This is a genomic window from Streptomyces sp. PU-14G (assembly GCF_041028275.1).
Classification (GTDB): Bacteria; Actinomycetota; Actinomycetes; order Streptomycetales; family Streptomycetaceae; genus Streptomyces.
The window spans coordinates 1-13626 of sequence record NZ_JASKYT010000009.1; the positions used below are offsets into that span (position 1 = coordinate 1).

At 72.1% G+C, this 13626-nt stretch carries 12 protein-coding genes; 7 read left to right on the plus strand and 5 right to left on the minus strand.

Annotated features, from left to right (window positions below; all coding sequences use genetic code 11):
• The 3 genes from AB8Z75_RS02270 to AB8Z75_RS02280 all read left to right on the plus strand — a co-directional run.
• A partial coding sequence (locus AB8Z75_RS02270; protein WP_369199629.1) for an MFS transporter occupies window positions 1–1382 on the plus strand: 1382 nt, incomplete at its 5' end.
• Between the two features lie 162 nt (window positions 1383–1544).
• Complete coding sequence (locus tag AB8Z75_RS02275) at window positions 1545–2756, plus strand: MFS transporter (RefSeq protein ID WP_369199630.1); 1212 nt, start codon at window positions 1545–1547, stop codon at window positions 2754–2756.
• Window positions 2757–3069: 313 nt separating this feature from the next.
• Window positions 3070–3630, plus strand: a complete 561-nt coding sequence (locus tag AB8Z75_RS02280) for a TetR/AcrR family transcriptional regulator (protein WP_369199631.1) — start codon at window positions 3070–3072, stop codon at window positions 3628–3630.
• Here AB8Z75_RS02280 and AB8Z75_RS02285 read toward each other — a convergent pair.
• Together AB8Z75_RS02285 and AB8Z75_RS02290 are read right to left on the minus strand one after the other, a co-directional pair.
• Window positions 3599–4861: an MFS transporter gene (locus tag AB8Z75_RS02285; protein WP_369199632.1), complete on the minus strand. Its 1263-nt coding sequence runs from the start codon at window positions 4859–4861 to the stop codon at window positions 3599–3601. The genes AB8Z75_RS02280 and AB8Z75_RS02285 overlap by 32 nt on opposite strands.
• Before the next feature lie 36 nt (window positions 4862–4897).
• Window positions 4898–5320: a MerR family transcriptional regulator gene (locus AB8Z75_RS02290; protein ID WP_369199633.1), complete on the minus strand. Its 423-nt coding sequence runs from the start codon at window positions 5318–5320 to the stop codon at window positions 4898–4900.
• Between the two features lie 511 nt (window positions 5321–5831).
• Between AB8Z75_RS02290 and AB8Z75_RS02295 the strand changes: the two genes are divergently transcribed.
• The gene (locus AB8Z75_RS02295) at window positions 5832–7460 is read left to right on the plus strand and encodes a BCCT family transporter (protein ID WP_369199634.1); all 1629 of its coding nucleotides are present in this window, start codon (window positions 5832–5834) and stop codon (window positions 7458–7460) included.
• A gap of 563 nt (window positions 7461–8023) precedes the next feature.
• On the opposite strand, the gene AB8Z75_RS02300 is transcribed toward AB8Z75_RS02295, so the two are convergent.
• A complete protein-coding gene (locus AB8Z75_RS02300; protein ID WP_369199635.1) occupies window positions 8024–8464 on the minus strand; it encodes a MarR family winged helix-turn-helix transcriptional regulator in 441 nt (146 codons plus the stop codon).
• Window positions 8465–8534: 70 nt separating this feature from the next.
• On the opposite strand from AB8Z75_RS02300, the gene AB8Z75_RS02305 reads away from it, so the two are divergent.
• Window positions 8535–8909 (plus strand): cupin domain-containing protein, encoded by a 375-nt coding sequence (locus AB8Z75_RS02305; RefSeq protein WP_369199636.1) that lies wholly within the window; start codon window positions 8535–8537, stop codon window positions 8907–8909.
• A 109-nt stretch (window positions 8910–9018) separates the two neighbouring features.
• Here the strand turns inward: AB8Z75_RS02305 and AB8Z75_RS02310 are convergent, their stop codons facing one another.
• A complete protein-coding gene (locus tag AB8Z75_RS02310) occupies window positions 9019–10473 on the minus strand; it encodes an MFS transporter (protein ID WP_369199637.1) in 1455 nt (484 codons plus the stop codon).
• Window positions 10470–11417: a nucleoside hydrolase gene (locus AB8Z75_RS02315; protein WP_369199638.1), complete on the minus strand. Its 948-nt coding sequence runs from the start codon at window positions 11415–11417 to the stop codon at window positions 10470–10472. The genes AB8Z75_RS02310 and AB8Z75_RS02315 overlap by 4 nt, the downstream gene beginning before the upstream one ends.
• A gap of 220 nt (window positions 11418–11637) precedes the next feature.
• Here AB8Z75_RS02315 and AB8Z75_RS02320 point away from each other — a divergent pair, with 220 nt between their 5' ends.
• Entirely contained in the window at window positions 11638–12714 is a 1077-nt protein-coding gene (locus AB8Z75_RS02320) for a LacI family DNA-binding transcriptional regulator (RefSeq protein WP_369199639.1), read from the plus strand.
• A complete protein-coding gene (rbsK, locus tag AB8Z75_RS02325; protein WP_369199640.1) occupies window positions 12711–13616 on the plus strand; it encodes a ribokinase in 906 nt (301 codons plus the stop codon). The genes AB8Z75_RS02320 and rbsK overlap by 4 nt, the downstream gene beginning before the upstream one ends.
• The last annotated feature ends 10 nt before the right edge of the window (window positions 13617–13626 follow it).

Consider the following 13626-nt stretch of genomic DNA (forward strand, 5'->3'; position numbering starts at 1 on the left):
CCCCCGCCCTCTTCCAGGGTGCCGCCGCCGCGCCCGGCGGCGGCCGGCCGCCTCGGCTGCGCGCCCGCTGGGCGATACTCGCCGCCGACTTCATGGTCCTGGGCCTCAACTACGCCGACCGGGCCGCCATCGGTGTCGCCGCGCCGTACATCATCAGCGAGTTCGGCTTCTCCGAGACCGCGTTCGGCTGGATCCTGAGCATCTTCGCCCTCTCCTACGCGCCCTTCGGCTTCCTCGGCGGCTGGGCAGCCGACCGCTTCGGCCCCCGCAAGGCCATGGGCTGGGCCGCCCTGGCCTGGTCGGTGTTCACCGCGGCGACGGCCGCAGGAGCAGGACTCGTGAGTTTCCTGGTCATCCGGATCCTGTTCGGCGCCGCCGAGGGCCCGCAGGCGACGGTCACCGCCAAGCTCATGAACACCTGGTTCCCCAAGCGGGAGTTGGGAACGGCGGTCGGTGTCGCCAACGCCGCCACGCCCCTGGGGGGAGCCATCGGTACGCCTGTCGTGGTCGCCGTCATCGAGGCGACGGACGGCAACTGGCGGGTCCCCTTCATCATCTTCGGCGTCATCGGAGTGCTGTTCACCGTCGGCTGGTTCGCCGTCGTACGGGACACCCCCGAGCGGCACCCCTGGGTGCGGCCCGCGGAGCTGCGCGAGATCCGGGGCACGCGAAGCGAAGGGGTCGCTGAGGACGAGAAGGCCGCGGGCGGCGAGGAAGACCGTGCCGGAGACGGACCGGCGGAGCAGGTGTCCTCCGCACTGCCCGGCATGTGGCACTACGTCGCCCGGCCGGTCATCTGGGCCACGGCGCTGGCCTACTTCGGCTACGCCTGGATCCTCAACGTCTTCCTGACCTGGTTCCCGACCTACCTGGTCAGTGAGCGGGGCATCGATCTGGACCAGTTGGCCGTCGCCGGTGCCATCCCCTGGGTCGGCGGCTGCATCGGCATGATCGCGGGCGGGGTCGCCACCGACTGGCTCGTGCGCCGGCTCGGGGCCGCGGCCACCGTGCGCCGCTGGACGATCGTGGTGTGTCTGATCCTCACCGCCCTGCTCTTCGGCTGCATCGCACTCGTCGGGAGCGCCGGCGAAGCCGTGGCGCTCATGGCCGTCATCGTCTTCCTGCTCTACTTCACCGGCGCGCAGTACTGGACGGTGGTCGCCGAGGAGGTTCCCGGGCCGCGCTACGGCTCGGTCGCGGGGGTCGTGCAGTTCATCGCGGGGTGCGCCGGTTTCCTCGCCCCGCTCGTCACCGGGGCCGTGGTGGAGCACGCGCGCTCGTGGACCACGGCGTTCGCCATCGCCGTCGTCATCACGGTCACCGGAGCGCTGCTGCTGGCCGTGGCCGGACGCGCGAGGACGGTACGCGGGTCCGCACGCTGACGCGGGTCCGTAGGCGGACGCGGGTCCGTAGGCTGACGCGGAGCCCGGCGCTGACCGGTCATCCAGCGGCGTCCCGAGCCCCTCGCCGCGCCTCGCTCCGACCGCGGGCACGGAACAAAAATAGAGTGTACGTTCGTACGCTCCGCCGATAGGGTTCCGCGCATGACTGTCGACGTACTGCGCAGACCTGCCCAGGCCGAACGGCGGGCACGCGTAGCCGTTGCCGTACTCTTCTTCACCAACGGAGCGCTGTTCGCCAACCTTCTGCCGAGGTATCCGCAGATCAAGGCCGATCTGCAGATGGGCAACGCCACCTACGGGCTGGCCATCGCCGCGTTCCCGACAGGCGCCATCGCGGCCGGCCTGGCTGCCGGAATACTCATCCGCCGGCTGGGCTCGGCCCGGGTGGCCGTCGCCAGCACCCTGCTGACCGGTGCGGGGATTCTGGCAGCGGCCCTGGCCGACTCGGTGGTGCTCTTCGCCGGAGCACTGTTCCTGGCCGGAGCGATGGACGCCATCACCGATGTCGCCCAGAACGCCCACGGCCTGCGGGTGCAGCGCCGCTACGGACGCTCCATCATCAACTCCTTCCACGCCATCTGGTCCATCGGGGCCGTCACCGGCGGAAGCATGGCCGCCGGTGCCATCGCGCTCGGACTCCCCCGAGGGCAGCACCTGTTGGTCTCGGCGGCCGTGTTCGCCGCCGCCGCATGCGTCGCCCTGCGGTTCTGTCTGCCAGGCCCCGAGACGGAACCGGTCGCGGACGCGGAGACCACCGACAGCCGCGACCCGCGGCCGGCACGGCGTACGACGACAGGTGCCCGTACCGCTTATGTACTGGGCGCACTCGTTCTCATCGCCACGGCAGGCACGCTCGTCGAGGACGCAGGCAACTCCTGGGCCGCGCTCTACCTCTCCGGCTCGCTGCACGCGTCGGCCGCGCTGGCGGCCTCCGGTTACATCGCGCTCGTCGGAGCCCAGTTCGTCGGCCGCCTCCTCGGCGACCGCCTCGTCGACCGGTTCGGCCAGCGGACCGTGGCCCGCACCGGCGGACTGATCACCGCGGTGGGCATGGGCACCGCGCTCGCCGTGCCCACGGTCCCCGGCACCGTTCTCGGATTCGCCGCGGCCGGGCTCGGATCGGCGACGCTCGTCCCCGCCGCCATGCACGAAGCCGATGAGCTGCCGGGACTCAAGCCCGGCTCGGGGCTCACCGTCGTCTCCTGGCTCATGCGGCTCGGCTTCCTGGTCTCCCCGCCCGTCGTCGGACTGGTCGCCGACGCGGCGAACCTCCGCGTGGGCCTGCTGGTCGTACCTCTGGCCGGACTTCTCGTCCTCTCGCTCGCCGGAGTCCTGCAGGCCCGGCGCCGCTGAGCGGCGCCGGGAAACCTCCGGCCCTTCGACCGGGACGTACAGGGCGGCCGGGACGTACACGGCGGCCGGGACGTACACGGCGGCCGGGACGCACGCGGCGGCCGGGACGCACACAGCCCTCCATATCGGCAGGCTACGATCGTGGCCACGCGGCGCAACGCCCCGCTCCGCCGGCGCTTCGCCCTCCCGCCAGGTGCGGACATCAGCAACGCTGCTGTCCCGGCGCCGCTCCGGAGGCGAGGAACGTCGCCGGCCACGTCGTCGCCGTCGGGAAAACCCACCCGGTCGGCCCGGAACCTGTGAGCCTGCTGCCATGACGACCGGACGCACAGACCCTCAGCGGCGCGAGCGCATCATCGCTGCCACCCTCGACCTCATCGCCGAGGAGGGCATCGCGCGCGTCTCCCACCGCAGGATCGCCGCGCGTGCGGGCGTCCCTCTGGGTTCGATGACCTACCACTTCAGCGGCATCGACCAGCTGCTCCGGGAAGCCTTTCGCAGCTTCACCGACCACATCGTCGCCGTCTTCGACACACACCTCGCCGCCGCGGCCGACCGCGACCAGGCCAGGGAGGCGGTGGCCGACCTCGTCCACGCGCTGTCTGAGGAAAGCCAACGCGACCTCGTGCTCACCCAGGAGCTGTACACGCTCGCCGCCCGCCAGCCGTCGTACCGGGAGCTCACCCACGCGTGGATGCACCGCAGCCGCGTCCACCTGGAGAAGCACTTCGACCCGGGCACGGCCCGCCAGCTCGACGCGCTCATCGAGGGGATGACACTGCACCGCGCGCTGGCCCGTGAGCCCCATGAGCGCGCACTGACCCTGGAAGCCGTCGTCCGCATCACCTCTCCCGCCCGCCGGCGGGAGCGGTAGGGCAGCCCGGCGGCTCGGGAGAGGCGGTCAGCCGAAGCGCGCCGGGAACAGGAGCCCTCCCCGGAGAGAAGCAGCTCACGGCGAAGGACAGCCCCATCAACAGCATGGCCGCCAGCGGGAGATACCGGGCGCCAACCGCGTTGATCACCGCGCCGCCGGCGGCTCCCGCGACCCCGGTGCCCAGGTACAGGCCGCAGATGTTCAGTGCCAGCGCGGTCATCCCCCTGGACGGCCCTGCCGCCGCGAGGATGCCTCCTTGCACGGGAGGGGTGAGGCCCCAGGCGAAGACGGCCCAGCAGCCGACCACCGCAGCGAGCACGAGGGGGCTCTCCACGCCGGTGAAGACCAGCACGGCGGCCGGCCCCAACGCCAGCGCGTGTCCGCCGACCACCAGCCGCAGGCTCCTGGCGGGACCCCACACGTCGGTGGCACGGCCCGCCAGCAGCGCGCCGGCCAGACCCGCGAGCCCGACCACGAAGAGGAGGAACGAGAGCAGACCGCCGGGGCGGGGGACGACCTGGGCGGTGTAGGCGCCCAGATAGGTGTAGAACATCAGCCCGCCGCCGGCCGCCAGGAAGGTGACGGCGACGAGCCGCAGCACCCCGGCGTTCCTCAGCGGCGCGAGCCGCTCACGCCAGGGTGCGGGGGCGGCGCCCGGCACGGTCGGCGCGGTCGTCAGCACGCCCACGAGGGCAGCCGTGCCCACCGCGGCGATCAGCCAGAAGGTGGCCCGCCAGCCCATCGCGCCGCCCAGCCACGAGCCCACGGGGACGCCGGTGAACAGGGCGGCCGTCATGCCCGCCGTCACCACCCCCAGATACCGGCCCTGCTCTCCCTCGGGCGCACCGGCCGCCGCGGTGGCGAAGGCCGCGGAGGTGACCACCGCGGCCCCCAGCGCGGCGACGACCCTGGCCGCCAGGAGTGCGTAGTAGCCGGGCGCAACGGCCGCGGCCACGTTCGCCAGCACGAAGACCGCCAGCGCTACCGCCATGACCGTACGGCGGGGAAACCGCTCGCACACCACCGCCAGGGTCGGCGCACCGACCGCGTACGCCACGGCGAACGCGGTGACCAACTGCCCGGCAGCCGCGACACCCACTCCGAGGTCGCCGGCCACGGCGGGCAGCACTCCGGCGATGATGAACTCGTCCGTGGCCGTGGCCAGCGCAGCCAGGAACACCACGTACAACCAGCCCGGCAGCCCGGGCCTCTCTGCGGAAACAGCACTCATGTGTCCGCACGCTAGGTACTGACACCGGTGTCACCTTCAAGTCCCGGAACCCGCCTGGACACGGCGCAGCACCTCGCCGAGTTCCTCGCCGGGCCGGCCGGCCCGCAGCATCGCGATCCGCTCGGCCAACTCCGTCCGGTAGCGTGCCAGCTCCGCCGCCCGCGCCTCCACGGCGGCAAGCCGTCCCTCGTACATCGCGAGCACTTCGTCGGGGCTGTCCCGGCAGGCCAGGAAGTCCTCGGTCTTCATGTCCAGACACGGAACCACCTGGCGGATGTCCTCGATGGTGAGCCCGGCACCGAGCAGCTCCCGCACGTTCAGCACCCGCTGCACGCTTCTCTCCTCGTAGACCCGCCATCCACTGGCGGTACGCTCCGCTTCCAGCAGTCCCTGCTGCTCGTAGTAGCGAATCGACCGTCGGCTCGCACCGGTGCGCCGAGCCAGTTCCCCGATCTGCATGAGCGACCACTCCCTGTACGACCGACTCCTCGTACGGGCCGCTCCCCGAGCGGCCCGCTTGGTGAAAGAACCGCTCCCCGAGCGGCCCGTCCCTTGAACGACCGCGGCCCGGCCCGCCTTCCCTCCACACGCCGGCGCGATGCGGCCAAGGGTGATCCTTCTCAACCACCGACTCCCCACCGGGACGGAAAACCGCACGTCAGAAGGGGGGCCCGGGGGGCTGCCGTACTGTCCGAAATTTGACCGCGTCGCCGTGTGGATAGCAGCCTGTGCCACTGACCCGCGCACCGAGCGGTCCTGCGTCTCGAGAGCGCGTGCGTCCATGCGGTGCGTCATGTCCCCACCCCGACTGACCCCTCCCGCAAGGAATCCCATGCCGACTCCGAATGCCCGAACCGCCACCGGTGCGGCTGTCCCTGCCGGGACTGAGCCGACCACGGACGGTGAAGAAGGGTGTCATACGGCGGCGGCCACGCCGCCGTCCGGTGACCGCTCACGCACCGACGTGCCGGTGCTCGCGATCAGCGGCGGGCTGCTCCTCGCCTTCGTCCTCGCCGCGCTGATCGCGCCCACCGCCACGGGCAACGTCGTGAACGCCGTCTTCACCTTCGCCGCGCGCTGGTTCGGCCCGCTGTGGCAGGTGCTCCTGCTGGCGACGTTCGGCGTCGCGCTGTGGCTGGGCTTCTCCCGGTTCGGCAGGGTGCGGCTGGGCGGCAGCGGGGCGCGCCCGGAGTACGGCAGGTTCCAGTGGGTCGCGATGATCATGTCGACGCTGCTCGCGGGCGGCGGCGTCTTCTTCGCAGCGGGTGAGCCGGTACAGCACTACGTGGAGACGCCTCCGTTCTACGAGGGCGTCAAGAGCGGCACCCAGCAGGCGACCAACGCGGCACTGTCCCAGAGCTTCGCGCACTGGGGCTTCCTCGCCTGGGCCGTCCTCGGGACCCTCGCCTCGATCGTGATGATCCGCGGCCAGGAACGCGGCATGCCGCTGCGCCCCAGGACGCTGCTGTACCCCTTCCTCGGCGAGCGCATCCGGCACTCCAAGCTGGGAGCGGCCGTCGACATCGTGTGCGTCATCGCCGTGGTGGCCGGGACCGTCGGACCGATCGGTTTCCTCGGGCTCCAGGTCTCCTACGGGCTCTCGAAGGTGTTCGGCATCTCCGGCGGCTACCCCGTACAGCTCGGTGTCATCGTCCTGCTGACCGTCGTCGCCGTGCTGTCCGTCGCCAGTGGCGTCAGCCGCGGCATCCAGTTCTTCAGCAAGGCCAACGTCTGGCTCGCCGTCGCCCTCATGGCCGTCTTCCTCGTACTCGGCTCCCTGGGCTTCGTGCTCGACTCCTTCCTCGGCGGGCTCGGCCAGTACGCGCGGGACTTCGTGCCGCTGGCCCTCAACCGGGGCGACCACACGTGGCTCGGCTCCTGGACGGTCTTCTTCTTCGGCTGGTTCCTCGGGTACGGGCCGCTGATGTCGATCTTCGTGGCGCGCATCTCCAGGGGTCGCACGGTGCGCGACCTCGTGGTCTCCACCGCCATCATTCCCCCGCTGGCCACCATGTTCTGGTTCACCGTGTTCGGCGGCACCGGCATCTTCCTGGAACAGCGCAGCCCCGGCACCATCTCGGGCCCGCTCAAGGCCGTCGGCATGGACGCCGCCGTCATCTCCATGGCCGAGCAGCTGCCGATGGGCGCTGTCGTCGCGGTCGCGCTGCTCCTGCTGACCATCACGTTCGTGGTGACGACCACCGACTCGATGTCGTACAGCATCGCCGCCGCCGGAACGAAGTTCGGCGAACCCACCCGGGCGGTACGCGCCTTCTGGGCCCTGCTCATGGGTGCGGCGGCGGCTGTGCTCATCGTCGTCGGTGACGGCGGCATCACGGCGCTCCAGTCGTTCATCGTCGTCACGGCCGTGCCCGTCGGCTTCATCATGCTCCCGACGCTGTGGACCGCTCCCCGTGTGGCCAAGGAGATGGCTCTGGAGCAGGGCATCCTGGCGGCCGGGCCGCCGTCCGCCGCTGCCCCGCCGCCCGAGTCGCGGGCGGCGGAGGACGCTCCGGCGGCCCCGGAGGCCCCGGCGTCGCAGGCGTCGAAGGCATCGCAGGCGTCTGAGGACGCCTTGGTGGCCTCCGACCGCGAGTGAGTCGCCCCGGCCGCCCGGGGTCGCCGCGGTCCTGCGTGCCGAGCGCGGGGCGCCGCGGGGGTGCCCGGGCGGTTGTATATGCCACACATCACAGGCGGAGCGGCGGGCAAGGCGGAACAATCCGAGGCGAGGTCCCGTTGACATCGGTGTGGCTGCGGGAGGGGACAGTGTCCCCGGGCCTCACCCATAGCCCGTGGGGAAGATCGTTCGGCTGAAGCCCCACGGAGCCACTCGCCGAGAGGCGACCGCCCTCCCGCACGCCACCCCAAGCAGGCCCCGGCTGGAATCCCCCCCTCCAGCCGGGGCCGTCCCCTGTCCGCATGTCCGACTGCTGCCGGCAGGCGTCGGTACCGGTAAGCCCAGCCTGGGCCGATACGTCCCAGCCGCACGGGCCACACGCCTTGGCCGTCCTGCGCATGTCCGTAGCACGGCGTCGGCGAGCGTGCCGCCGACGCCCGGAACTGCGATCACGATCTCGCTGATTGCCCTGTTCACACTGCCCCCGGTTGCCCGGGCGGACGGTTCGTTCGCGGCCGGCGGTCACCGGGAGGTGGGCCATCGGCTCACCAGGCAGGGCGGATCGGTCCCGACGGTGCAAGGAGTGTCAGGTCGGCGACGAGTGCGCTGAAGCGCGCCTGGCCAAGTGCCTCTCGCCACGGTGCGACGGCAGCCCGGGCTGCCTGGTCGGCGCCGCGCGCAGCGGCCCAGCCCGTCTCGGTCAGTCCCAGGAGGCGGGCGCGGGCATCGTATGGGTGTGGATGCCGCACCACGTAGCCCTTTCGGACCAGCTCCTCGACCAGTTGAGCGGCGGCCTGCTTGGTCACCCCCAGGTGCTCGGCCAGGTCGGACGTGGTGGCGCCGCCTGCAGAAATGCGGGCGAAGGCGAAGCCGTGTGCTGGTCGTAGGTCCTCGAATCCCTGCTGGGACACGCTGGTGTGGATTTCCTGCACCAGCTGTCCGGAGAGTGCCAGCACGAGCGCGGAGAAGGCCAGGGCGTCGTCCATGGTCTTGACTATAACTCGTCAAACCGCTTGTCTATCTAGACAAGTAGCTTGTCTAGAGGAAGGCCGGAGCATGCCGTTCATCCGCAGTGACGAGGCCGTCGTACACAAGGTTCACGGTGGCCGTTTCGTTTCCTACGTCCGTCCGGACACCGGCAGCCGGGACCTCGCCGCCTGGCGCGTCGAGATCCCGGCCGCAATGACGGGGCCGACTCACACGATCAGCGAAGAGGAGGCCTTCTACGCCCTTTCCGGTCGCCTCCGACTCACCATCGACGGTGAGAGCGCCGAACTCCGCGCAGGTGACGCAGCAGTGGCACCTGCGGGCTCCGCAGTGGCGGTCGCCAACACCACCGACCAGCCCGCCCACATGTGGGTCACCACACGAGTCGGGCTCACCGCCGAACTGGCTGACGGCAACACCATCACACCGCCCTGGGCTCACTAGTGTGCTCGTGACCGCGTAGGTCCGCCGGGTTCTACAGGCTGCGGTGGCGAGGGGGCGTCCGCCCCAGCGGATGCCCTGGGGCCCGCCGAGCCGTCGGCCGGGCCCCGCGTCAGCGCGCCTCCGCCTCCACCGGCTTCGGGATGAGGAACGAGGTGCCGACCGCGACGGCGATGAGCACGACACCGGCGATCATGCCCGCCTCGTATCCGGCGGGGGACGCCTGGTCCGCGGGCTGGGCCGCCGTCTTGACCGCGTAGAGCACCGCGAAGCTGAGGCCGGAACCGAGGTTGAAGGCGCCCGCGTTGAGCCCCGGCAGGAAGCCGGGGTTCTCGCGGGGCGAGTGCACGATGCCCAGCCCGTTGAGGACAATGTTGCCGACGCCCGCGTAGGTGACGCCCACCAGCAGCGAGGCCACCAGCAGCATCGCCCGCGACTCACCGTGCAACGTGACGATCATCAGCACGACGGTCGCGGCGGCGCCGATCAGACCGAAGCGGAGCACGCGCCCGTACCCGAACGTGGCCGCGAGCCGCCCCGCCACGGGCCCCATGGCGAGCCCGGCCAGCGCGTACGGAGTCAGCGTCCACCACGCCGACTGCTCGGCGGACATGCCCAATCCTGCCGCCGCGTCCTGGGCGAAGGCGGGGATCAGCCCGTTCATGACGGCGAACACGCCGGTCATGGTGAGCACCGTGGTCAGCAGGGTCGCCCAGGTGGCACGCCGCTTGAGGTGGTGGGTGGCGACCAGCGGGTGGGAGCTGCGGCTCTCCGTGCGCCAGAAGAGCGCGAAGGCCGCGGCGGCGACGACCACGAGCAGGGCGACGAGCGGCCAGTGCGCGGCGGCCAGCTTGCCGGCCTCGTTCAGCGCGATGAGCAGGGCGCCGACGGAGACGACGAGGAGGACCACACCCGGCCAGTCCATGCGGGCCGCGGCGCGGGTCCCGTCGCCCGTGGCGGTCTCCGCCTTCGACTCCGGGGTCATGGTGACGGCCAGGACGGTGGCGAGGGCGGCGACGATCGCCATGGCCCAGAAGACCGACTGGAAGCCGTGGTGGTCGGCGAGGTAGCCGCCCACGAGGGAGTCCACACCGGCGATGCCGCCGTTGACGGCCGTGATGACGCCGAGCAGGGTGCCGTACTTCTTCGGGTCGCTCACCTCGACCCGCAGCATGATCAGGCACAGGGGTACGGTCGGCCCGGAGACGCCCTGGATGATGCGGCCCGCGAAGAGCATCGGAACGCTCTGCGACAGCGCCGCGACCACGCAGCCGACGGCCATGAGGGCGAGCATGCCGGCCAGCACTCTGCGCCGCCCGACGAAGTCGCCGAGGCGCGGGAGGAAGAGGGAGAAGAGCGCGGCGGAGGTGAAGAACGCCGTCTGCGTGAGGCCGATCTCGGCCGAGCTGGCGTGCAGCGTCCGCTCGATGCTGCTCAGCGCCGGGCTGAGCATGCTCGCGTTCAGCTGGAAGGCGAAGCAGGCGACGAGGAGTGCGGTGACGAGTACGCCGACGCGCACCGGCCGCGCCCGCGTGCCGCGGGCGCCGGCCGAGGTCGGCGCACTCACGGGGCCACGTCGCCGATCCGCTCGAGGGCGTCCACCACGAGGGCCCAGAAGCGGTCGCGGTCCAGCTCGACGGCGACCTGCGTGTGGCAGTCCTCGGGGGCGGGCGCGCGCAGGTCGGTGACGGTCATGCCGAGCGTGAGGCCGCCGGACAGTTCGATGTCCACGGGGGCCTTGCGCACGGTCATCACGTCGGGGTCGATGACGTAGGCGACGGCGCACGGATCGTGCACGGGCGGGTGCGCGAAGCCCTGGGCCTCGCGGTAGGTGGCGCCGAAGAAGTCGAGCAGCTCACCGACGAAGCGGGCGGGCCGGGTCCCGACACCGGCGATCTTCTCGACGACGTCGGGGGTCGCCAGCGCCTGGTGGGTGAGGTCGAGGCCGACCATGGTGACGGGCCAGGGCGCGTTGAAGACGATGTGCGCGGCCTCGGGGTCGATGATGATGTTGAACTCGGCGACCGCGCTCCAGTTGCCCTGGTGGTAGCCGCCGCCCATCAAGACGACCTCGCGGACGCGGGAGGCGATGCGGGGCTCCTTGCGCACGGCGAGGGCGATGTTGGTCAAGCCCGCCGTCGGGACGAGGGTGATCTCGCCGGGCTCGTGCGCCATGACCGTGTCGATGATGAGGTCGACGGCGTGCCGCCGGTCCAGTTCGAGCCGCGGCTCGGGCAGCAGCGGGCCGTCGAGGCCGGACTCGCCGTGGATCTCCAGCGCCGTCTCGACGTCGCGTACGAGCGGGCGCGGGCATCCTGCGGCGAACGGCACCCCGGTGATACCGGCGATGCGCGCCACGGACAGGGCGTTGCGGGTGACCTTCTCCAAGGTCTGGTTTCCCACGACGGTGGTGACGGCGACGAGTTCGACGTCGGGGTTGCCGTGCGCGAGGAGCATGGCGATCGCGTCGTCGTGTCCTGGGTCGCAGTCGAGAATGATCTTTCTGGTCACGGGGGCCCTTCCATGGCAAACGTTCTCCGACGACTGTGCGGACTCTTCTCTTCCGCTGTCAACGGGTGTATGACCTGTCTCACCATGTCCGCAGGCCAGAGGCGGTGATCTGTGCTCTGGGCACCGTGCAGGCTTGCTGATAACGTTTGCCGCCCGTATCCGGGGAGGAAGAACCGTATCCGGGGAGGAGAGCCCGTATCCGGGGAGGAGAGGGGGAGAGATGACCGATGTGACGCTCCACGATGTGGCTCGCGCCTCCGGCTGCTCCGTCTCCACCGTCTCCCGCGTACTGGCAGGCAGCCGCCCGGTCGGCGCCGCGACCGCCGCGCGCGTGCGGAAGGCCGTCGAGGACCTCGGCTACCGCCCCAACCACGTCGCCCGCGCCCTGCGCAGCCGCTCGACCGGCACCATCGGCCTCGTCCTGCCGCAGATCACCAACCCCTTCTACCCCGCACTCGTGCGGGAGTTGACGTACGCGCTGCACGCCGACGGACGGGCCGTGCTGCTGGCCGACTGCGACGACGACCCGAAGGCCGAGGCCGGCCATATCGCCGCCCTGCTCGACAGGCAGGTCGACGCGCTCCTGGTCATCCCCGCCCACGAGCAGCACAGCCGGACCGCGGTCGCCGCCGCGGCGGCCCGCGTGCCACTCGTTCTGCTGGACCGCGGCTGCGGGCCCGGGGTCGCCGACTCGGTGGCTGTCGACAACTCCGCCGGAATGGCCCTCGTCCTCGACCACCTGGCCGCCGAGGGGCGCCGCAGGCTCTGCTTCGTCGGAGCGTCGGGAACCGCCTCGGCCGCCGCCGAACGCCGCGCCGCCTACGAGGCCGGCGCCGGCGCCCTGGACCCCGAGGCCCCGGGGCGCGTCGCACTCGGTGACTTCTCGGCGGCGTGGGGGCGGGCGGCCGTGGACCGGGTCTGGACCGGACGGCCCGCCGCCCAGCGGCCCGACGCGCTCGTCTGCGCCAACGACCTCATCGCCGTGGGGGCGTTGCAGCGGCTGCGCCAGCTCGGCGCCGACGTGCCGGGCGAGGTCGCCGTCACGGGATTCGACGACATTCCGCTCGCGGATCTCGCCGACCCCGCGGTGACGACCGTGCGGCAGCCGGTGGCCGAGCTGGCCGCCGAGGCGGCGCGGTTGCTCGACCGGCGGCCGGTCGGCGAACAGGCGGGGCCGCGGCGGTCGATACGCCTCGCGCCCCGGCTCGTCGTGCGCGCCTCCACGAGCCGGCCGAGCGCCCCTCACACACCGAAGTCAGTCCCCAGAACGCGCCCGGAGACGGAGACAGTCCAGTGATCGCAGTCGTCGGAAGCCTCAACCTCGACCTCGTCGCCCCCGTGCCCCACCACCCGGTGCCGGGCGAGACGGTGCTCGGCGGCGACATGGCCCAGCATCCCGGCGGCAAGGGCGCCAACCAGGCCGTCGCCGCCGCCAGGGCCGGCGGTGAGGTCGCCTTCGTCGGGCGGGTCGGCGACGACGACGCGGCCACCGTCATGCTGGAGGCCGCCCAGGGCCAGGGCGTCGACACCACGCACATCCGCCGCACGCCCGGGACACCGACAGGACGCGCGCTGATCGCCGTCTCGCCCGCGGGCGAGAACACCATCATCGTCAGCCCCGGAGCCAACGCCCGCCTGGCCGCCGCCGACTGCGAGGCGGCCGGCGACCTGCTGCGGGGCGCCGCCGTCACCATCCTCCAGCAGGAGGTTCCCGACGAGGCCAACCACGCGGCGGCGCGGCTGGCCGGCGGCACCGTCCTGTACAACCCGGCGCCCGCGGTCGAGGGCGCCCAGCCCCCGCCGCACGTCGACCTGCTCGTGCCCAACCGCACCGAGCTGGCCGCCCTCGCGGACACCGCGGCGGTCCCCGAGACGCTGGACGAGGTGGCCGCGGCGGCCGGAAAACTCACCGGCGCGGGCGCCGTCGTCGTCACGCTCGGCGGCGAGGGGGTGCTGCTGGTGGAGGGCACGGCGAGCCTGCACATCCCGGCCTTCCCCGTGCGCCCCGTCGACACGACAGCGGCCGGCGACTCCTTCTGCGGGGCGCTCGCGGTCGCCCTTTCAGAGGGGCGCGCCCTGGCGGACGCCGCGCGCTGGGCGTGTGCGGCAGCCGCGATCAGCACGACGCGCGCGGGCGCGCAGCCGTCCCTGGCCGGGCGCGACGAGGTGGAGGCCCTGCTGGCGGGGCACACCCCGTGACGCGCGCGTG

What these genes read in the sequence shown, in the direction of transcription:
- AB8Z75_RS02275 (WP_369199630.1), top strand. Translation starts at nt 1,545, where the DNA reads ATGACTGTCGACGTACTGCGCAGACCTGCCCAGGCCGAACGGCGGGCA.
- AB8Z75_RS02280 (WP_369199631.1), top strand. Translation starts at nt 3,070, where the DNA reads ATGACGACCGGACGCACAGACCCTCAGCGGCGCGAGCGCATCATCGCT.
- AB8Z75_RS02285 (WP_369199632.1), bottom strand. Translation starts at nt 4,861, where the DNA reads ATGAGTGCTGTTTCCGCAGAGAGGCCCGGGCTGCCGGGCTGGTTGTAC.
- AB8Z75_RS02290 (WP_369199633.1), bottom strand. Translation starts at nt 5,320, where the DNA reads ATGCAGATCGGGGAACTGGCTCGGCGCACCGGTGCGAGCCGACGGTCG.
- AB8Z75_RS02300 (WP_369199635.1), bottom strand. Translation starts at nt 8,464, where the DNA reads ATGGACGACGCCCTGGCCTTCTCCGCGCTCGTGCTGGCACTCTCCGGA.
- AB8Z75_RS02305 (WP_369199636.1), top strand. Translation starts at nt 8,535, where the DNA reads ATGCCGTTCATCCGCAGTGACGAGGCCGTCGTACACAAGGTTCACGGT.
- AB8Z75_RS02320 (WP_369199639.1), top strand. Translation starts at nt 11,638, where the DNA reads ATGACCGATGTGACGCTCCACGATGTGGCTCGCGCCTCCGGCTGCTCC.